This is a genomic window from Paenibacillus alvei DSM 29 (genome assembly GCF_000293805.1).
Classification (GTDB): Bacteria; Bacillota; Bacilli; order Paenibacillales; family Paenibacillaceae; genus Paenibacillus_B; species Paenibacillus_B alvei.
Genome location: NZ_AMBZ01000004.1, coordinates 438,843 through 458,480, shown reverse-complemented (window position 1 = coordinate 458,480; position 19,638 = coordinate 438,843). Strand labels below are relative to the sequence as shown.

Here is a 19,638-nt window from a genome sequence, read left to right as displayed (position 1 = left end):
GAATGGATAACGTATTGCGATGAATGATCAATGACAAAGGAGCCCTTCATGTTCAAAGAAATTTGGTTCCCGCTCCTTGGCGGGTTGGCACTGTTTCTGTTTGGAATGAAAACGATGGAGCTTGCCCTTCATGCTTGGGCAGGCCCTTATTTGCATCGATTTCTGCACAGCTCGACCCGAACCCCGCTTCACGGTATGCTGTTCAGCACAGGCATGACAGCCGTGCTGCAAAGCAGCACAGCCATCACAGTCATAACGATTGGCTTGGTCAATGCAGGTATTATAAACTTCTCCCGCACGCTCGGCATCATATTAGGAACAAACATTGGCACCTGTTTGACGACTGAACTGATTGGTCTCAATATAAGTCAATTTGCAGCACCGCTCCTCTATCTGTCCATAGCTGGATGGCTGATGGGAGCATTGGTCGATGAATATCAGCCTAGGCTTCTGCAACACTTTTCCTCTTGGATGCGGCCGCTCCAGTACGGATCTCTTGCCATAGCCGGCTTCGCCTTTATCATGCTGGGCATAGAGTGGATGAAGAAAATTAGCGAGCCGCTCCAGCAGCGCGGCTTATTCACATGGTTCCTAGAACGTTCAAGCGACAGTCTGCTCTGGGCTCTGGCTGCGGGCATCGTCATTACAGCGCTCGTGCACAGTAGTGCAGCAATCATTGCCATGGCGATGGGATTGTCAGCAACCGGAGCATTGCCTGTTGAAGTAGGCATCGCGATAGCAATCGGCTCTAATGTCGGCACCTGCTTCACCGCTGTCATCGCCTCTCTCGGCGGAACGAAAAGCGGCCAGTTCGTCGCCTGGTCCCACGTCACATTAAATATCGGTGGTGCCATCTTATTCTATCCCTTTATCAACCAAATTGGGCAGCTGAGCGCAGCTTTCTCCTCAGATGCAGCCGGCCAGATTGCACATGCCCAATCGATATTTAATATTGCGAGCTCCCTGCTGGCCCTGCCTTTGTGCTACTTGCCGGTATGGAGCCGAATCCGTTAATAATTGCAATGCCGGAGCTTGTTCCGATGCGCGTTGCACCAGCTTTAATCATTGCGAGGGCTGAGGCAGTGTCCCGAATACCGCCAGATGCCTTGACACCCAATCGAGAGGATACATGTGCCCGCAAAAGACGAATATCTTCGAGGGTTGCCCCGCCCTTGCCAAATCCAGTTGACGTCTTGACAAAATGAGCACCCGCCGCTTCTGAAGCTTTGCAAGCCGCAATTTTTTGCTCCGTATTAAGAATGCCCGTTTCCAATATGACCTTGACGATCGCGCGTCCTTCTACCATTCGAACGACCTGAGCAATATCCTGCTCCACAGCCTTCACATCTCCACGTAGAAGGCTTCCAATTTGCAGCACCATATCGATCTCAGCAGCCCCGTCCTCCACGGCACGGGCTGCTTCAAATGCCTTGGCTTGACTGGCAGTGGCCCCCAATGGGAACCCACATACCGCAGCCACATGCACACCTGTTCCATTCAGCAGTTCACGACAGGCTGATACCCAAAACCCGTTGACGCATACACTGTAAAAGTGGTATCGACTCGCCTCCGAGCACAGTTTCTCGATATCGCGCAATGCCGCCTCCGGCTTAAGCAAGGTGTGATCGATATATTGTGCCAATTGAAGTTGATCCGTCATGCATACTCTCTCCTTCCGGCAATGTGCAGAGGATTAAAGATTTACGGATACGGACAATTCTTCAAAAGCTTTTTGCAGGATGTGATCGTTGTTATCATATCCGAGCTCCCGCTGCTTCTCCCATGCTTCCTGTGGACGATACCACTCTACGCTGCGAATTTCCTCAATTTGCGCATGGAGCTTGCCTTCCTCTGCCTCAACGAGGAAATAATGCACCTCTTTATCAATTGTACCCGCTTGTGGTTGTACATATTGATAATAAATGGTATCGAGTTTTTTATCGATACGTCCATGAATCCCAGTCTCTTCCCATATTTCCCGCAAAGCAGTCTGTTCAATCGTCTCCCCTGCTTCCATCTTGCCTTTGGCTAGCGATATTTTGCCATAGCGATCTTGGATGAGCTGAATTTCCAGCTCTTCTCCTCTTCTGCGGTATACAACTCCTCCTGCTGATACTTCCTTCATATGCGCACCTCCATCAAATTCATAACTCGTATGTATATATCCTAACCGAAAAGAAAGAGGATTTCATCCATTCAGCCAAGCGCCAAACGGAGAATCCTCCTCGATTCCTTATTCAGTAGTTTCGGTTATTTGTGTCTGTAGTTTATTGCCGTTCATCTATTTCTGGCTGTCCTTCATGCTGCTGAACTGTACAATTAGGAAGCAACATTCGGCTCCTGACCGATGACGCGTGTAAGGACGCCTTGATTCTCATTCACGCCCGCTTCTGTAATTTTTACGCGGCAGACTTGGCCAATTAAGGATTCATCTCCTTCAAAGATCACTTGAAGGTAATTGTCCGAGTAACCCATCAGCATGCCAGCACCTTGGTCGCCTTTCGTATTCCGTTCCGGAATGACATCGACGACTTGTCCAACGAACTGCTTCGCGTATTCCAGCTGCATTTGTTCAGACAGGTCAATCAGCTCATGAACGCGAGCATGCTTCACCTCTTCATCCACTTGATCCTCCATGCGCGCAGCCGGAGTACCTGTGCGCTTCGAATACGGGAATACGTGCATTTCAGAGAAGCCCACTTGCTTCATAAATTCATAGCTTTGGCGGAAATGCTCATCCGTTTCGCCTGGGAAGCCAACAATAACGTCTGTCGTAATTGCCACATTCGGCATTGCCTCGCGTATGCGTGCAAGCTTCTCCGCGAATTCCTGTGTTGTATATTTGCGGCGCATGCGCTTCAACACTTCGTCATTGCCCGCTTGAAGCGGAATATGCAGGTGACGGCACATTTTCGAAGACTTGTTCAATACCTCGATCATGCGATCATCAATTTGGCTTGCCTCAATGGAGCTGATGCGAATGCGTTCAAGCCCCTCTACCTTGTCCAAATCCCACAGCAAGTCAGTCAAATCATAATTCTCCATATCGTCGCCGTAGCCGCCGGTATGAATTCCTGTCAAGACGATCTCCTTGTAGCCTGCCGCTACGAGCTGGCGAGCCTGATTCAACACACTCTCCGCTTCACGGCTGCGGGACAGACCGCGCGACCAAGGAATGATGCAGAATGTGCAGAAGTTGTTGCAGCCTTCTTGGATTTTCAAGAACGCGCGCGTCCGCTCTGCGAAGTCTGGCACGTCCAATTCCTCAAACGCCCGAGTTTTCATAATATTCCGCACCGCATTGATCGGCTGGCGCTGCTCTTGCAGCTCACGGATGTAATCCATCAACTTTTCGCGATCCTGCGTTCCAATAACGAGATCGACGCCTGGAATATCAAGAATCTCAGCAGGCGATGTTTGCGCATAGCATCCTGTTACCGCAATAATTGCGTCTGGATTGCGACGCACAGCACGGCGAATAATTTGGCGGCTCTTCTTGTCGCCTGTATTCGTTACGGTACACGTATTAATCAGGTACACGTCTGCCGTCTGCTCGAAGTCTACCTGCTCATAGCCTTCATTTTTGAACAATTGCCAAATCGCTTCAGTATCGTAAAAATTGACTTTGCAGCCTAATGTGTAAAATGCTACTGATGGCATCGTTCACATTCCCCCCATTTCTCCAAATTGATACATGATGCAGGCACATGCAGCCATTCCTGCCGTTTCTGCCCGCAGAATGCGGCGGCCTAGGCTGACACATCGTGCTCCAGCTTCCACTGCGGAATGAATTTCCTGCGAAGTAAACCCGCCTTCTGGCCCAATGACAACCATAATGCGTGCTTGCTTCACTGTACGATTCTGCATGTCGCCCTCTGTAGGCGCGAACGCTTCTAATACGTCGCGCAGCATCGTACCCCGCTCATCCTCATAACAAATGAGCACAAGGTCATAAGAAGCAAACTGGGACATCAAAGCCTTCCAATTCATAGATGCTTCAATCGTGGGCACTACATTCCGATGAGACTGCTCAGCAGCCTCCTTCGCAATTTTGCCCCAACGCTCCAAGCGCTTTGCTTCCTTCTTGCTGTCATATTGTACAACCGTCCGTTCAGACACGAACGGCATGAAATGCACGGCACCAATCTCCGTGCATTTCTGAATGATAAGCTCCATTTTATCGCCTTTAGGCAAACTCTGCGCAATTGTCACTTGGACAGACGGCTCTCGGTCAAAGTCTCTCATTTCAACAATTCGAGCTTCTACCCCGTCCGCGCTGCATTGTTCAATCACGACGACCGCTTCACGCTTCTCTCCATCGCTGACCAATATCTCAGCTCCAGGCTTGAGGCGCATTACGTTCATAATATGGTGGGCATCATTGCCCGTAATTTGTATGCTTTCATCTCCGAACTGCTCGGAGGGCACAAAATATTTCTGCATCGTAATCAACATTCCTCATCATACACGTTTTGAGCGGCATCCGCCAGTATTGTCAACATTTTCACTCTAGTCATTGTAAGGACTCAGCCGTATCTTACATAGCCATTTTTAACTGCCTACGATGAACATGGCTGCTCTGGACATTTCCCTCATGATCGGCTGAATCAGACTGAACAAAGGCCCTAATGTCTTATCTCGCAATACCGGGATGAACACGATAAGCAAGAAGATAAAGATCGACCATTGCTCAATTTGCTGCAGCCGGGCACGAACATGAGACGGTGCCAAATCTTCTACAATTCGATAGCCGTCCAGCGGCGGCAGCGGAATTAGGTTGAACAAGAACAGCAGGATATTGTTAGAAATCAAGAAAGACAAGAAATAAAATAATGCCAAGTGAATCCGGTTGCCGGACTCCACATCGACGAATCCTAGTTTAAATCCTAAATGCAGCACCAATGTGCCAACAAATGCTAGCAATAGGTTGCTCAGCGGCCCGACTGCCGATACGACAATCCCCATTGTGCGCGGATTCTTGAAATTGTCCCGATTGACTGGAACAGGTCTTGCCCAACCGAAGCCAGCAATAACGAACAGCAGCATACCAAGAAAATCAATATGCTTCGTGGGATTCAAGCTGACACGGCCGAGCATCTTCGCTGTCGGATCACCGAACTTCCATGCGGAGTAAGCATGAGCAAATTCGTGAACGGTGAATGAAAGCAGCAGCGACAACACTAGAAAGGGCAGCAGCTCCAGCTTGACCACCAGCAGGCTATTTAGAAAATCCATAAAACGTCCCCTCTCCTTTATTCAAACGGCTTGCGCGCCACAAACGCAATCCAGTCCTCTTCACGATGCTTCGCTTCAATGATGAAGCCTTTCGCCAGCAAGTCCTGCTCTACGACGTCTTCTTTATTTTTGTAAATCCCTGACGCAATGTAAACACCGCCAGGCTGCAATGCTTCATATACATCCGTTACGAACAGCAGAATGATTTCCGCCAAAATATTAGCGACTACAATCTGGACAGGAAGCCGTACGCCAAGCGCCTGCTCTTCTGCTGTACCGCTCGTTTTGATAATGCTTAGCAGATCGCCCTCTCGTACGGTAATGGCGTCAGATAACCCGTTCAGGCTGGCGTTCTCCATCGCACTGGATACTGCCACCGGATCCAAATCAATTGCAAGCACATGCTTGGCGCCAAGCTTACAAGCACCGATTGCCAATATACCAGAGCCTGTCCCAACGTCAATGACTTCCTCTCCACCTTGAACGACACTCTCCAAGGTGCGCAAGCATAGCGAAGTCGTCGGATGCGTCCCCGTTCCGAACGCCATGCCCGGATCCAGCTCAATAATCTGCTCACCCTCTTGCGCCGTATAGGACTCCCATGTTGGCTTGATTGTCAGCCGATCTGTTACGCGAGCTGGTTTGAAATATTGCTTCCATGCATTTGCCCATTCATCTTCATGAACCGTACGCCAAGTAATTAGTGCCTCACCCGGATCTATCTCATAGCTTCTCAGCTCTTCAATCCGCTCACGAATGATTGATTCAACTTCCTTCAAATCAGTGCCGTCTGCAAAATACCCTTGTACGACAGCTTGTCCTTCTGGGATATCGTTCAGCGGCAGCTCATACCATTCCCCATACTTTGTATCGCGCTCCTTGTTAAGGGTCCCCGATTCTTCAATCGTCACGCCTCCAGCGCCAGCTTCATGCAAAAAGTTCGAAATCATCTCAATTGCTTCTTCGGTCGTATGTATCGTTAATTCATGCCAATGCACGATCGTACATCCTCCTATACATCTTAAAATAGCTACACATTCTATTTATTGTACACAAAAACAAAACTCCATACAACGAGCGTTCCTAATAGAACGCAATTGTCGTGGAGTTTTGCCTCTTTGCGTTGGTTCGATCAACGCATTATTCAACTGCTTAACGTTCGTTCTTCGCATTTCCAAGATGGTCGCGGATAAGCGCATATGCCCGATCCAGCACGTCATCCTCTACATCTGCGCTAATGAAATACCCATTGGTTCCAGCGGTTATCTGAATGTCTTGTCCCCGCAACGCCTCCAGCTTGCGTTCGCACATATCTGCGGCGGCGGCATGTTCAAAGGTAGCAGTAATTCGTGTCACGACTGCTCTGCACGCTCATCAGCCTGCTTCGCGCGCTCCAACGCCTTCAAATCATCGCGATCCGCCTCTTCATATGAAAATTCCACATCCTCAAACTTGCCATCCGCTAGACCTGCTTGCTGATTCACAACCGCATCTGCTTTATCGCTGTATGAGCTTGCCGAACGGTTCGAAGTATTACGGAAATTGTTCATCGGTGCGCCTCCTTCGTGTTCATAATCGATACGCTTCCTCCATAACTTGAGTCAGTTTCCATCGGATTATGCACATTGGCAATCTTCCGCACTCCTAAACCCAATCATAGCTCCTCAGAACGAGGTTTAAATCCCCTATAGCTACTTTGCCAATACCGCAAACCTCTATCTAACAAGTTCCCGGAACTGCTGTAATACTGCAGAATGCGTTGGATTCATTGAGTATATACTCGAAAGGTTATCTTGATAGGATTTTCTACTTTCAAGGGACAACAAAAAAGAACCACAACATACGCACTGGTAATTTTAATGCGTGGTTGTGGCCCTTCTTTATGCCCCGACCGAAATGATGAACGTATACAATATGATAAAAGGTATAGACAATTCGGCCATTGCCAGCATGAAAGTATGATTAATCTCCGCGGAATGCACGCTTCATACGATCAAAGAACGATTCTTCATTTCCGCCGTAGTTCGGATGCTCGCCGCTCTTCTCCGCGAATTGACGCAGCAACTCTTTCTGCTCATCAGACAGCTTTGTCGGTGTCACGATGACAACCTTCACGTGTTGATCGCCTTGACCGGAACCACGCAGACGAGGAACCCCTTTGTTGCGCAAGCGGAAGAACGTTCCTGTTTGTGTACCTGCTGGTATTTTCAGCTTCACCTTTTCCGTCAGCGTCGGGATTTCGATCTCGTCGCCAAGCGCTGCTTGCGCGAACGTGAGCGGAATCTCGCAATAGATATCATCTCCGTCACGCTCGAAGAATTCGTGGCGCTTCACACGGATTACGATATACAAATCCCCGTTCGGACCGCCGCGAAGTCCACTTTCCCCTTCGCCGCTCATGCGCAGCTGTGCGCCATCATCGACACCTGCCGGAATGCGAACATGAATTTTGCGCTGCTTCTTCACAGTACCTGCGCCGTGGCAAGTCCCGCACTTTTCACGAATAATTTTGCCGCGCCCTTGACATGTCGAACAAGCACGACGGTTGACCATGCGGCCAAACGGCGTATTCTGTACGACTTCCTGCTGTCCAGTACCGTGGCAAGTCGTACACGCATCTGGCTTCGTCCCGGGCTTAGCTCCAGAGCCATAGCACGTGTCGCATTGCTCAGTACGCGGAATGGTAATATCCATCTCTTTGCCAAATACAGCTTCCTTGAATTCGATTGTCATCGTGTACTGTAAATCGCCGCCGCGCTGCGGTGCGTTCGGATCCTTGCTGCGGCCACCGCCGCCGAAGAACATATCGAAGATATCGCCGAATCCGCCGAAGTCGCCCCCACCGGAGAAACCGCCGCCCATACCCTGGTTCGGATCGACATGACCATATTGGTCGTACATCGCCCGTTTTTGATTGTCGCTCAGCACATCGTACGCTTCTTTGACTTCCTTGAACTTGTCTTCTGCGTCCGCGGCCTTGTTGACATCCGGGTGATATTGGCGTGCGAGTTTGCGATACGCCTTCTTAATCTCGTCGTCGCCAGCACCTTTGGCAACGCCAAGCACTTCATAATAATCTCGTTTCGCCACTATTCCACCCCCATACGCTTTCGTAGCATACCTCTATAGAAGACTATACGAATTTGCTGCAAAAGGAAAGTCAAAGCCGAATCTCCCGGCTTTGACCTCACCATCGAAAAGCTTATTTCTTGTCTTCGTCTACGACTTCATAATCAGCATCAACGACGTTGTCTTTCTTCGCTGCGCCTTGCTCTGGCTCTTGGCCTTGTGCCGCTTGCTGAGCTTGAGCAGCTTGCTCATACAGCTTTACAGACAACTGCTGTACGATTTGCGTCAACTCTTCTGTTGCTGCTTTGATCTCGTCAACGTTGTTGCTTTCGATTGCTTTTTTCACTTTCTCTTTTGCTTCGTTCGCTTTATCTACTTCAGCTTGGTCAACCTTGTCTCCCAAGTCTTTCAATGTTTTTTCAGTTGTGTATACCAATTGGTCAGCGCTGTTCTTCACTTCGACCATTTCTTTACGCTTGTTGTCTTCTTCCGCATGCATTTCTGCTTCCTTCATCATGCGGTCGATTTCCTCATCGTTCAAGCCGCTGGAGGAAGTGATTGTGATGTTTTGCGTCTTACCAGTACCTTTATCTTGTGCAGATACTTTTACGATACCATTCGCATCGATATCGAAGCTAACTTCGATTTGCGGTACACCGCGTGGAGCCGGTGGGATGTCCGCCAACATGAAGCGGCCGAGTGTTTTGTTGTCAGCAGCCATGGAGCGCTCACCTTGAAGAACGTGAATTTCTACACTCGTTTGGTTGTCTGCATATGTCGAGAACACTTGCGATTTGCTTGTAGGAATCGTTGTGTTGCGTTCGATCATTTTCGTGAATACGCCGCCCGCCGTTTCGATACCGAGGGACAGTGGCGTTACGTCGAGTAAGACAACGTCCTTCACATCGCCAGTCAATACGCCCGCTTGAACTGCTGCACCAAGTGCTACAACTTCGTCTGGGTTAACGCCTTTATGAGGCTCTTTACCAGTCAATTTCTTGATTGCTTCCTGTACAGCTGGAATACGAGTAGAACCGCCGACAAGAACAATCTTGTCAATGTCAGCAGGAGTCATGCCAGCATCTTGCATCGCTTGGCGAGTTGGTCCAAGTGTGCGCTCTACCAAGTTCGCAGACAATTCTTCGAACTTCGCACGAGTCAAGTTTACTTCCAAGTGTTGAGGCACGCCATCAACAACCGTGATGAACGGCAAGCTGATTGTTGTCGTCAGCACACCGGACAATTCTTTTTTCGCTTTTTCTGCAGCATCTTTCAAGCGCTGTACAGCTGCTTTGTCCTTAGCCAAGTCAATGCCGTGCTCTTTCTTAAATTCTGCAGCCAAGTAGTCAATGATCACTTGGTCGAAGTCATCGCCGCCCAATTGGTTGTCACCGCTTGTTGCTTTAACTTCGAAGAAGCCATCGCCGAGTTCAAGGATCGATACGTCAAATGTACCGCCGCCCAAGTCGTATACGAGAATTGTTTGATCGTTTTCTTTGTCAGCGCCGTAAGCAAGTGCTGCTGCTGTTGGCTCGTTGACGATACGAAGCACTTCAAGACCTGCGATTTTACCAGCGTCCTTTGTTGCTTGACGTTGGGAATCGTTGAAGTAAGCAGGAACCGTAATTACCGCTTGTGTAACCGTTTGGCCCAAGTAAGCTTCCGCATCGGATTTCAATTTTTGCAAAATGATTGCGGAGAGTTCTTGCGGCGTGAAGTCTTTGCCGTCAATAGATGTTTTATGGTTTGTACCCATATGACGCTTAATGGAGATGACGGTGCGGTCAGGGTTCGTGATCGCTTGGCGCTTCGCCGTTTCACCAACAACACGCTCTCCGTCTTTTTGAAACCTACTACGGAAGGGGTTGTGCGCGCGCCTTCCGGATTTGGGATAACGACAGCTTCGCCGCCTTCCATTACTGCAACGCAAGAGTTTGTTGTACCTAAGTCAATACCAATTACTTTACTCATGAGTATTTCCTCCTCTAACTTAACATGCAATCTCTAAATTGATGTGTCCATACAAATGCGGTGTTTACCCAGCTTGTACGTTCACGTTTATCCACTAACTTTGACCATTGCCGGACGCAGTACTTTGTCCTTCAGCATGTAGCCCTTTTGCAATTCTTCGACAACGACGCCTTCTTCATATTCATCTGTGTCGACTGTCATTACCGCTTGATGGAATTCTGGATTGAAAGGCTGACCGACAGCTTCCATCGGCTTCACACCTTCCTGCTCCAGCACTTGGCCTAATTGGCGGAAAATCATGTCTACACCTTTAATGAATGATTCAGCCTCGCTAGACGCTTGTTCAGTTGCAAGCGCGCGCTCGAAGTTATCAAGCACCGGCAGCAGCTCGGTAACGAGCTTTGCGGATGCGTACTTTGCGAAATCTTCCTTCTCCTTCAACGTGCGGCGGCGGAAATTATCGAAATCCGCCTGTGCGCGCAGATAGCGCTGCTGATATTCCTCAGCCTCTGCTTTTGCTTTGGCAAGTTCAGCATCCTCCACTGCACCTTCGCTTGAAGAAGTATTCCCTTCGCCCGATTCCGCTGCCGCGTTCTCAGAAGCTGAAGTGTCTTCAGTATGATCATGGGCAGCTTGTGCCGCCTCTTCATTCATCGTTTCAGTAGTGATGCTTTCTTCTTGTTCTGGGTTCAACCCCTTCACCTCCCCTTTATAGTTCAAAGCCTTCATTTATAGTAACTTTACATTGTTACCTATCATCAAGTGATGAGGTCACGAATCAGGTTTGTGCTCTCATCTTAATCACGGTATGTATGCGAAGCACTGCAGCAGCTACTTCTCCTGCTGCACGCAGCGCATGAAGCTTGACTGCCGCTGGATCATAAATGCCAGCTTGTGCATAATCGAGCAGCGCTCCTGAATCGCAGTCAATGCCAATTGCATCATTGTTCGAAGCAATTTGTGCTGCACGCGCTTCCTCCAGCTTCTCAAGCGGGTTGAAGCCGGCATTGAGTACGATCTGCGCCATCGGCTTGCGCAGTGCCTGAGCAACGGCAGCGATGCCGAATGCCTCCATGCCGCGCACACTCTCGCGGTAGCGCTCCAGCCGATAGGCGAGCGCTACCTCTGTGGTGCCTCCGCCTGGAAGCACGCCGCCCTGAATGGCGGCCTGCAGCGCGGAGGCTGCATCTTGGGCGATGCGCGCTCGCTCGCCCACCACCTCGCGCGTGCTTGCGCCAACGATGAGCGTCACCTGCGGGCGCTGCGGCGCCGAAGCCGGATCCGGGACGGAGCCGGCTTCGGCGTTCCGGGCTGTGTGGCCCGGCGCTGCCGGGGCATACAGCCGTACGCGCTCCAGGCGCTCATCGTAGCGAACGCAAGCGGTGCGCCCGAGCAATGGCTCAAGCACGTCCCGCTGCTTCGCTAGCGCGGTACGCTTCAGCGGCTTGGCGCCGCTCAGACGGCAGACCCGCATGATATCCTCACGGCTCACTCGCTGCACGACCATCATATCGTGATCCAAACAATATTGTTCCGCATCCGGATGAATTCCACGCTCCAGCACGATGAAGCCTACACCAAGCTCATGCAGTTGCTCAAGCATTTGCATGAAACGAGCCTGTTCTGCCATATACTGCTGAAAACCCGCTTCTGTCGTGAGAAGCTGTTCGTCGAGCGACACCGGCTCCAGACTGTCCTGCAATACGAGAACGCGGCAGTTCAAGCGCTCCGGCAACCAATCCCGCTGCAGTGGCTTCTGCTTGAGCATCACGCCATGGAACCACTCATTGACAGCCTTCTCATGTGCGACAATGCTGTCTGCATACCGATAATTCGGCTGCTTTAGCTGTTCCCAGCCTACCGCCTGTCCGGCTTCCAGTACGAGCTTCACAATATCGTCCTGCTCTCGTCCTGCAATATGTACGGCTCGGTAAAGCCGCTCATCATTCCATCCTTCAAGCGGTACCGCCCGATGACGGAGTTCTTCGCAAGCAGCAGAAATGCCGTGCATCAGCCCAGTAACAACCTTTGCGGCTGGAACACCCCGTGTCACCTGAGCTACCCCTTCTTGCACGAGCGCACCAGCGAGCACAGTAGCCGTGGTCGTACCGTCGCCTACTTCATGTTGTTGTGCTCGAGCCACCTGAATGAGCAGCTTGGCCGCCGGGTGGGACACGTCCATCTTTTCTAAGATCGTAACCCCATCATTCGTGATAATAACCTCTCCGTCGCCTCCAACGAGCATGACGTCGAGCCCCTTAGGCCCAAGCGTTCCTTCTACTGCTGCGCACAAGGCGCGAACAGCCCCTGCATTATTGAGAAGCGTCGCATAACGCTCATCGGTCTCTTGCACATGTCCGCTTGCTTGAGTCATGACGACGCCTCCTTTTCCCTGCTACCTTATTTATTCGAGCGCTGCGAAAGCAGCGCAAATTGATTCGACAAATGGTTCATCAAGTTAATAACCTTCGCATACTCCATGCGCGTCGGACCTAATACGCCTATCGTTCCAAGTGTCTGTCCGTCAATGGTATAAGTCGCTGTAACTAAGCTGCAGTTGGCAATCGCCTCATGCGGATTCTCTTGCCCAATTCGGACTTGAATCCCGGTTGGCGCGCTGCCGACGACTTTAATGAGCGTTGGCGTTTCCTCTAAAAGCTCCCAGATCGTCTTAATTTTGTCGACATCCTTGAATTCAGGCTGTGCCAGCATATTCGTTGTACCGCTCAAGAACACCTCGCGGTGATTGTCTTCACCAACGAGCACACTTTCAACAAGCGTCATTAGCTCTTGCACATGAGAAACATATCTGCCCATCTCATTTCCCACTTCGGTATACAATTGAGAACGAAGCTTATATAAAGGAACGCCGACAAGTTTCGCGTTCAGCAAGTTGACAACCTGTTCCAGCTCCGACACCGATATTCCCGGCGGAATTGGCACTGTCTTATTCTCTACATGTCCTGTATTGGTTACAACAATTGCGACTGCTGTATCCTCATTCAGCGGAAGCAGCTGAAAATGGCGGAAGGAAGCTTCAAATACTTCCGGGCCAAGCGCAATCGACGTATAGTTTGTCATCTGCGATAATATCGAAGCCGTATGCTGCACGATTTCTTCCATTGCCGTTATTTTTCCGCGAACGCGGATTTCAATCGGCTGACTTCTTCACCCGACAACCTTTCCAACTGGACTAAGTTGTCGACGTAGTAGCGATATCCCTTTTGAGAAGGAATGCGCCCTGCAGACGTATGCGGCTGCTCCAAGAACCCAAGCTCTTCCAAGTCGGCCATTTCATTGCGAATAGTTGCCGGACTAAATCCGACATCGCCGCGCTTGGAAATGCTGCGGGAACCTACAGGCTCCGCAAAACGGATATAATCATCTATGATGGCGTTCAAAATCATACGTTGGCGTTCCGTCAACATGCGCATTCCCTCCTCGTGAATGTTCTGGCTGTAGTCGTTAGCACTCATCAGCGTCGAGTGCTAACCGTTAATACAAAAATACCAAACGGACGAGACCATTGTCAAGTCAGTTCGGTACTTTGGGCGTGCCTATTTTATATGCAGGCAGTATTCAGTATTATTCCTGATCGTATAAATCAGGTTTGATGTCAGACCACTATATCTGAAGGACTTTATCTTCAATTATATAGTGGCTTCATTAGCCTGAATAGTAGCTTGGACAAAATTAGAGTTTTATGTTTTATATAGAAACATATTTAATGAATTAATTTCACTTATCACCTACTAATAGATATAGGCATCACAGTTAGATTGTGTTGCGATAGATGGTGCAGTCACAATGTAATTCAAAATGCTGACAGTTATGAAAACATCACTGACAATCAATTCGATATTGACAAAATGACAATCGTTGATGTAAATGTATCTGGTGTAGATAAGGTTATACTTAAGATTTATAGAACAAACGAGAGTGAAAAAGATGCAAAATTATAAATATCACCAGTCCCTACTGAAAAAACGAATAGAGCCAAGGGAAATACATTTTATCACAAGATAGAAGGAGTCCAATATAGTCAATAATTATATGTGATTAGATATAATGTTAGACATTTTATTAGTAAAAGAAGAATGGATAGAACTTTCAGAATACGTCTGTGTCTCTATCCATCCTTTTGTTTATTTACAATTACATTATGAGTTTGTAAAAAGTTTTAGTTATTATGGTGATTGAACTATCGTTTCCCGTTAGTTTAATGATCCGTACTTTACCTACGATATGGCCGTAAGGTATCTAAGCATGAAGTACAGTTCGACCACAAAGTATATATCAGTATATAAAGACAAGCCACTCCTGAACTGTAACCCGTAAGATGCACACTTGAAAAAAGTGACCTCTTACGGGTTTTGTGTTTTAATCATACTATCACGGGGAATGAACATCATGAGAAAAACTAGAACAGGATTTACTGAAACGGAGATTAGGCTGTTGGAGTCCAATCTGAACGTAAGCCGCGTATCGGGGAGGAACATCTCGTATGTTCCAGCCTTTAAGCTCGCAGCAGTGCACGCTAACCAAGCAGGAGAGCCACCAATGGAGATTTTCTTGAAAGCAGGCTTTAGTATCGAACTTATCGGTCAGAGAATACCTACAGAGAGCCTCTATCGCTGGAGGGAGACCTACGCTAAGTACGGTGAGGCTGGCTTGCTAGAAGAGTGCAGAGGCATAGGAAGTACGGGCACGATCAAAAACGGAATCATAAGCAGAAGAGAAACTAAAACAAGCAGAATCTCGGATTAAACTCCTCGAAGCGGAGAACGAGCTTTTAAAAAAGCTAGAAGCGCTCGAAAGGAGAAACAGTAAGGAGTTGACCCCCTCCGAGCGCTTTCAACTCATTAATCAAACAATTCGAAAGCATGATTTACGACGAGTAACACGTTATCTATGTCAGATTGCCGAAGTAAGTACAAGCGGCTATTACCGTTGGTGCAGCTGAAGAGGCTCGCCAACTACGAGAGACAGCCGATCAATACGACTTTCAGCTTATTAAGGAGCATTTTGAATCGTTGAACGGAAAAATAGGCGCATTGGTTATCAAAATGAGGTTGGAGAAATTGAATGGCGTTGTCATGAATCATAAAAAGATCCGTCGCATCATGCGTAAGTTCGGGTTAGTAGCTACGATCCGTCAAGCTAATCCCTATCGCAAGATGGCTAAAGCGACTCAGGAACATCGTACATGTCCCAATCCTCTAGAGCGTCAGTTTGATCAAGGAGAATCAGAGAAAGTCTTCCTTACAGACATCACATACATACGCTATGACAGCGGTCAGTGTGCGTATCTTTCTTGTGTGAAGGATGGTGCCTTCGAAGCAGATTTTGGCGCACTATCTCTCTTCTACATTGGAGTTATCCTTGGTTGAACAGACAATGACTCGCTTACTCAAACGACTGGACGGCAATATTCATCCCGACACCATCTTCCATTCCGACCAAGGTATGCACTATACGCACCCTAAACCCCCTCCTTATCGCCAAAGCTGGATTTAAACAGTCGATGTCTCGTAAGGGAAACTGCTGGGACAATGCGTCCATGGAGACGTTCTTTGGCCATATGAAGGATGAGCTTAACTACAAGGACTGTAAATCACTTAAAGAGCTGCGTCTACGAGTCAATGAGTACATGACCTACTACAAATCTGAACGTTACCAATGGACATTAAAGAAGATGACTCCTGATGAATTCAGAAGCCACCTTCTAACTGCTTAAGACTATAGTAACCGTCTTTTAATACTGTCCATAAATGGGGTTATAGTTCACTCCTTATAATGAAATGGTTTTCTTATTCCAATTTTTACTTTTAATAAGAACTTGCCCAAAACCAGTTTTTTCCCATGCGCTTAATTTCCTTATAGTCTCCCCCAAAATCCACTTGTTGCGGCTTTTGGTCATCTGACGAATATATGAACCCAGAAAAGTTGTCAAGAACCCCACGAAAAGTTAAGAAAAGCACCTTTTTACCTTCTTTTTCAATCATAATATCCCCTCCACCTTTTGAAAGGTGTTTAAACTCTTTCGGTAAATGAATGATAGAGTCATTATACGAGACATTTGGCACTAATGCTTTTGACTCAATTAGTTTAATAACTTCTAGTCTTACTTCTTTATTCAACCTATAATCAAGGTTTATTACAGTTTGCGTAACTGGAAAGAAGAAGTAAAAAATCAGTGCAATAATATGGATTGAAAATGGCTTCCACAACTTTCCTCTTATTAGGACAATAATTGAAACTATCAAAGTGATTAGAAAAACAGCAAAAACTATAAACCAGATAATCGGCATTAAAAAAGGAGTAAGTACATCCACTAAAGTCCATTGAAATACAGAAGTCAAAATTACAATTAAACCACTTAATAGCGATAATACTAAAATAGATATGTTTGTCGAACCTCTATTTGTGTCCAATAAAACCTCACCTTTATGATAAAATCATGTTTCATTATACCATATGTTGGTATTAATCTGCCTTCAAAGCTTCATAGTTTCTAACCTTTTATTCAATTTAAAAGTGATGATCATGCTAACCTGCCCGTTAGTTGAGAAAAGGCATCCATCAAGAATCCGGATACCTTTCAATAATGTTTTTATTGAGCTATCGTTTCCCGTTAGTTCAGCCACAATTATACAAAAGATGGTGGTTCAAGTCTTGTAATATCTCTATGTACCAAAGCAAATCGATTGTCCGATAAAAACAATGGCTCTGAAAATGTAATCACCTCATTGTTTCCTCGAGGGGTGAACTCTATGTTAATTTCTACTTTTAAGTCACGAAAAATCATATCTGAAGGTTTGTCATAATAATTTTCCAGTGATAATTCATCACCTTCAACTATGACATAATGCAAAGTTGAAGTTGTTCCTTTGATTTGCATCAGACACCGATTATCGATTTCCCATTTGAATTTCTCAACAGTTGTTGAGAATGGATGGAGAAAGCACAACCAACCATCTCCGTTTGGCTTGAATACGATTTCGGTATCCTCCATAGCACCTGGTGCATACACTGCGTCCGCCGACCATCGGCCGATAATGTTTTCTACTAAATGACCCTCTTTAATGACTGAGATCTTCTCCGTAATTTCTTCTTCTATAAAATCTTCCATTAGACCTGGATAAGTATTAGCCAGCCATGCATCGGTATCTACGGGTTGTAGTAATGTACCGCCTCTTCTTCGGTATGCGGCTTCACATCTCTTACATACTCTAACCCCTTCTCTAGGTTGAGTCTCATATCCAGAGAGGAGTGAACCACAAAGAACATGGTCAGTATCAATGTCCAAGTAATGAAGCTTCATGCGTTTTTGACCAGCGAATGTTCCCGCTGTAATTAATTTATACTCTCTTGGCATTTCCTCGCCTCTCTGAATCTATATGTGAATAAAGTGATTCTACTTTTCATCACAAACTATTCCTATGTATTTTACATCTAACATCACCTTGGAACACAAGTAAATTGTTCCACAACCTGCCCGTTAGCTTAATGCTTACTTGTATCGTCCTTCATCAATTCTGTTCTTTGCCAACGTTCGTATTTCTTCGTCCTCATCGTTTAGTAAGATACCTAGAACTTAAAAGGTCACTTTTTTGTTATATACAATCCGTTGTCTGACTGAGTTATCTGAGTCTTTTACCAGTTTTAATTGTAGGTGTTCAGGTAGCCGATTTTTAGTTGCAACGTTAAATCTAACCCTTTCATCTGCATTGTCAACGAGAATTTCCATTAGCTCAACTGGATTGATTTATTATGTGCTACCCATTCACGCATATCAGGGTACTTATTAATTACTTCTAACCAAACCTCAAAAGGTGCATCATCCCATGCCGCTTTCAGGTACTCATCCATATTTCCACTAATTCTTCAGCAGAATTAATCATCTCTCAACCTCAATTTGCCGATTTTTTTATTTTATCATGAATAGCTTTGCGCTATCATGCCCTTTAGTTAAATCAAAACCACCCGTCCAACGGGTGGTTTGTACTCGGGGTATAACCCCCTGTTGCCAAACTGCGCCTAAAGACGCTAGCCTGACAAATAAATTGTTCAGGCTCAGTGTAACTTGTCACTTTCACTTACCAGTTAAACTGGTTTACTTTTGCTTGCTACTGTTTCTGTTGAATGGATCTTTATACTCTTTCACACTTAGTTTATCAACTGCTTGGTCATGTGCTTCCTGTTCACGTATATATTTTGCGACGGTTGCTTCATTTAAGCCTACTGTGCTGACGTAGTATCCCTCAGCCCAAAATTTCCGATTTCCGTATTTATACTTCAGGCTTGCATGCTTCTCGAATATCATCAATGAGCTTTTTCCCTTTAGATATCCCATGAATGATGATACTGAGATTTTTGGAGGAATTGCTACTAACATATGTACATGATCTGGCATCATGTGACCTTCTAAGATTTCCACTCCCTTGTATTTACATAAACGCTTGAAAATTTCAACCAAGTCTCTCCTTACTTGATTATAGATCTCTTTTCTTCTATACTTCGGGGTGAACACAATGTGGTATTTGCACATCCACTTCGTGTGAGCTAGACTATAGTTCTTGTTTGCCATCTAAGACCATTCCTTTCATTGAGCCTGAACATCTCAATTTTATCGGGATGGTCTTGTTGGTCAAACCCTCGATCCCTCCACCCGCATAGCGGTGGTTTTTTTGTTTCGTGCGGTTCACGCACTCAACGGGCTAAAGCCCATAATCAAAACCACCCGTCCAACGGGTGGTTTGCACTTGGGGTATAACCCCCTGTTGCCAAACTGCGCCTAAAGACGCTAGCCTGACAAATAAATTGTTCAGGCTCAGTGTAACTTGTCACTTTCACTTACCAGTTAAACTGGTTTACTTCTGCTTGCTACTGTTTCTGTTGAATGGATCTTCATACTCTTTCACACTCAGTTTATCAACTGCTTGGTCATGTGCTTCCTGTTCACGTATATATTTTGCGACGGTTGCTTCATTTAAGCCTACTGTGCTGACGTAGTATCCCTCAGCCCAAAATTTCCGATTTCCGTATTTATACTTCAGGCTTGCATGCTTCTCGAATATCATCAATGAGCTTTTTCCCTTTAGATATCCCATGAATGATGATACTGAGATTTTTGGAGGAATTGCTACTAACATATGTACATGATCTGGCATCATGTGACCTTCTAAGATTTCCACTCCCTTGTATTTACATAAACGCTTGAAAATTTCAATCAAGTCTCTCCTTACTTGATTATAGATCTCTTTCCGTCTATACTTCGGGGTGAACACAATGTGGTATTTGCACATCCACTTCGTGTGAGCTAGACTATAGTTCTTGTTTGCCATCTAAGACCATTCCTTT

At 46.8% G+C, this 19,638-nt stretch carries 19 protein-coding genes and 2 pseudogenes; 4 read left to right on the top strand and 17 right to left on the bottom strand.

From position 1 onward, the window contains the following. Positions 1 to 48 precede the first annotated feature (48 nt). Positions 49 to 1,014, top strand: a complete 966-nt coding sequence (locus PAV_RS15820) for a Na/Pi cotransporter family protein (protein ID WP_005547906.1) — start codon at positions 49 to 51, stop codon at positions 1,012 to 1,014. On the opposite strand, the gene deoC is transcribed toward PAV_RS15820, so the two are convergent. The 13 genes and pseudogenes from deoC to hrcA all read right to left on the bottom strand — a co-directional run bounded on the left by deoC (position 947) and on the right by hrcA (position 13,703). Next, positions 947 to 1,660, bottom strand: a complete 714-nt coding sequence (deoC, locus tag PAV_RS15815) for a deoxyribose-phosphate aldolase (protein WP_005547904.1) — start codon at positions 1,658 to 1,660, stop codon at positions 947 to 949. The two genes, PAV_RS15820 and deoC, sit on opposite strands and share 68 nt — an antisense overlap. A gap of 33 nt (positions 1,661 to 1,693) precedes the next feature. Then, entirely contained in the window at positions 1,694 to 2,125 is a 432-nt protein-coding gene (locus tag PAV_RS15810) for an NUDIX hydrolase (RefSeq protein ID WP_005547902.1), read from the bottom strand. Between the two features lie 194 nt (positions 2,126 to 2,319). Then, the gene (gene mtaB, locus PAV_RS15805) at positions 2,320 to 3,660 is read right to left on the bottom strand and encodes a tRNA (N(6)-L-threonylcarbamoyladenosine(37)-C(2))-methylthiotransferase MtaB (RefSeq protein WP_005547900.1); all 1,341 of its coding nucleotides are present in this window, start codon (positions 3,658 to 3,660) and stop codon (positions 2,320 to 2,322) included. 3 nt (positions 3,661 to 3,663) lie between these two features. Next, positions 3,664 to 4,443: a 16S rRNA (uracil(1498)-N(3))-methyltransferase gene (locus PAV_RS15800; protein WP_005547898.1), complete on the bottom strand. Its 780-nt coding sequence runs from the start codon at positions 4,441 to 4,443 to the stop codon at positions 3,664 to 3,666. Positions 4,444 to 4,551: 108 nt separating this feature from the next. Next, entirely contained in the window at positions 4,552 to 5,235 is a 684-nt protein-coding gene (locus PAV_RS15795) for a site-2 protease family protein (RefSeq protein WP_005547896.1), read from the bottom strand. 17 nt (positions 5,236 to 5,252) lie between these two features. Further along, positions 5,253 to 6,233: a 50S ribosomal protein L11 methyltransferase gene (prmA, locus tag PAV_RS15790; protein WP_005547894.1), complete on the bottom strand. Its 981-nt coding sequence runs from the start codon at positions 6,231 to 6,233 to the stop codon at positions 5,253 to 5,255. 154 nt (positions 6,234 to 6,387) lie between these two features. Next, positions 6,388 to 6,591 carry a hypothetical protein gene (locus PAV_RS15785; protein ID WP_005547893.1) on the bottom strand — a complete coding sequence of 68 codons (204 nt, stop codon included), beginning with the start codon at positions 6,589 to 6,591 and terminating at the stop codon, positions 6,388 to 6,390. Continuing rightward, complete coding sequence (locus PAV_RS15780; RefSeq protein WP_005547892.1) at positions 6,588 to 6,785, bottom strand: YfhD family protein; 198 nt, start codon at positions 6,783 to 6,785, stop codon at positions 6,588 to 6,590. The genes PAV_RS15785 and PAV_RS15780 overlap by 4 nt, the downstream gene beginning before the upstream one ends. Positions 6,786 to 7,197: 412 nt before the next feature. Continuing rightward, the gene (gene dnaJ, locus PAV_RS15775; RefSeq protein WP_040736000.1) at positions 7,198 to 8,328 is read right to left on the bottom strand and encodes a molecular chaperone DnaJ; all 1,131 of its coding nucleotides are present in this window, start codon (positions 8,326 to 8,328) and stop codon (positions 7,198 to 7,200) included. Between the two features lie 109 nt (positions 8,329 to 8,437). Then, positions 8,438 to 10,275, bottom strand: a pseudogene (gene dnaK / locus PAV_RS15770) (molecular chaperone DnaK). 87 nt (positions 10,276 to 10,362) lie between these two features. Next, positions 10,363 to 11,004 (bottom strand): nucleotide exchange factor GrpE, encoded by a 642-nt coding sequence (gene grpE, locus PAV_RS15765; RefSeq protein WP_051135138.1) that lies wholly within the window; start codon positions 11,002 to 11,004, stop codon positions 10,363 to 10,365. 49 nt (positions 11,005 to 11,053) lie between these two features. Next, entirely contained in the window at positions 11,054 to 12,649 is a 1,596-nt protein-coding gene (locus PAV_RS15760) for a TCP-1/cpn60 chaperonin family protein (RefSeq protein ID WP_005547888.1), read from the bottom strand. Between the two features lie 26 nt (positions 12,650 to 12,675). Then, positions 12,676 to 13,703 (bottom strand): annotated as a pseudogene (hrcA, locus tag PAV_RS15755) (heat-inducible transcriptional repressor HrcA). A 982-nt stretch (positions 13,704 to 14,685) separates the two neighbouring features. Here hrcA and PAV_RS36210 point away from each other — a divergent pair. The 3 genes from PAV_RS36210 (at position 14,686) to PAV_RS36200 (ending at position 16,012) form a co-directional block, all read left to right on the top strand. After that, entirely contained in the window at positions 14,686 to 15,042 is a 357-nt protein-coding gene (locus PAV_RS36210) for a hypothetical protein (protein WP_238555837.1), read from the top strand. Between the two features lie 266 nt (positions 15,043 to 15,308). Next, entirely contained in the window at positions 15,309 to 15,665 is a 357-nt protein-coding gene (locus PAV_RS36205) for an IS3 family transposase (protein WP_005547885.1), read from the top strand. A gap of 134 nt (positions 15,666 to 15,799) precedes the next feature. Then, positions 15,800 to 16,012 carry an IS3 family transposase gene (locus tag PAV_RS36200; RefSeq protein ID WP_238555836.1) on the top strand — a complete coding sequence of 71 codons (213 nt, stop codon included), beginning with the start codon at positions 15,800 to 15,802 and terminating at the stop codon, positions 16,010 to 16,012. 91 nt (positions 16,013 to 16,103) lie between these two features. Here the strand turns inward: PAV_RS36200 and PAV_RS15740 are convergent, their stop codons facing one another. From PAV_RS15740 to tnpA (PAV_RS15725), 4 genes are all read right to left on the bottom strand, one after another. Then, positions 16,104 to 16,709, bottom strand: a complete 606-nt coding sequence (locus PAV_RS15740; RefSeq protein WP_005547880.1) for a hypothetical protein — start codon at positions 16,707 to 16,709, stop codon at positions 16,104 to 16,106. 215 nt (positions 16,710 to 16,924) lie between these two features. Next, positions 16,925 to 17,653, bottom strand: a complete 729-nt coding sequence (locus PAV_RS15735) for a hypothetical protein (protein WP_005547878.1) — start codon at positions 17,651 to 17,653, stop codon at positions 16,925 to 16,927. A 738-nt stretch (positions 17,654 to 18,391) separates the two neighbouring features. Continuing rightward, positions 18,392 to 18,865, bottom strand: a complete 474-nt coding sequence (tnpA, locus tag PAV_RS15730) for an IS200/IS605 family transposase (protein ID WP_005547877.1) — start codon at positions 18,863 to 18,865, stop codon at positions 18,392 to 18,394. A gap of 283 nt (positions 18,866 to 19,148) precedes the next feature. After that, on the bottom strand, positions 19,149 to 19,622 hold the full coding sequence (tnpA, locus tag PAV_RS15725) for an IS200/IS605 family transposase (RefSeq protein WP_005547875.1): 474 nt from the start codon (positions 19,620 to 19,622) through the stop codon (positions 19,149 to 19,151). Positions 19,623 to 19,638: the final 16 nt, after the last annotated feature.

Bases quoted from the DNA above. Each gene is read 5' to 3' on its own strand.
- PAV_RS15780 (WP_005547892.1), bottom strand. From the start codon at position 6,785: ATGAACAATTTCCGTAATACTTCGAACCGTTCGGCAAGCTCATACAGC.
- tnpA (WP_005547875.1), bottom strand. From the start codon at position 19,622: ATGGCAAACAAGAACTATAGTCTAGCTCACACGAAGTGGATGTGCAAA.
- tnpA (WP_005547877.1), bottom strand. From the start codon at position 18,865: ATGGCAAACAAGAACTATAGTCTAGCTCACACGAAGTGGATGTGCAAA.
- mtaB (WP_005547900.1), bottom strand. From the start codon at position 3,660: ATGCCATCAGTAGCATTTTACACATTAGGCTGCAAAGTCAATTTTTAC.
- PAV_RS15760 (WP_005547888.1), bottom strand. From the start codon at position 12,649: ATGACTCAAGCAAGCGGACATGTGCAAGAGACCGATGAGCGTTATGCG.
- PAV_RS15800 (WP_005547898.1), bottom strand. From the start codon at position 4,443: ATGCAGAAATATTTTGTGCCCTCCGAGCAGTTCGGAGATGAAAGCATA.
- grpE (WP_051135138.1), bottom strand. From the start codon at position 11,004: ATGAAGGCTTTGAACTATAAAGGGGAGGTGAAGGGGTTGAACCCAGAA.
- PAV_RS36200 (WP_238555836.1), top strand. From the start codon at position 15,800: ATGTCTCGTAAGGGAAACTGCTGGGACAATGCGTCCATGGAGACGTTC.
- PAV_RS36210 (WP_238555837.1), top strand. From the start codon at position 14,686: ATGAGAAAAACTAGAACAGGATTTACTGAAACGGAGATTAGGCTGTTG.
- deoC (WP_005547904.1), bottom strand. From the start codon at position 1,660: ATGACGGATCAACTTCAATTGGCACAATATATCGATCACACCTTGCTT.
- PAV_RS15735 (WP_005547878.1), bottom strand. From the start codon at position 17,653: ATGCCAAGAGAGTATAAATTAATTACAGCGGGAACATTCGCTGGTCAA.
- PAV_RS15820 (WP_005547906.1), top strand. From the start codon at position 49: ATGTTCAAAGAAATTTGGTTCCCGCTCCTTGGCGGGTTGGCACTGTTT.
- PAV_RS15810 (WP_005547902.1), bottom strand. From the start codon at position 2,125: ATGAAGGAAGTATCAGCAGGAGGAGTTGTATACCGCAGAAGAGGAGAA.
- PAV_RS15795 (WP_005547896.1), bottom strand. From the start codon at position 5,235: ATGGATTTTCTAAATAGCCTGCTGGTGGTCAAGCTGGAGCTGCTGCCC.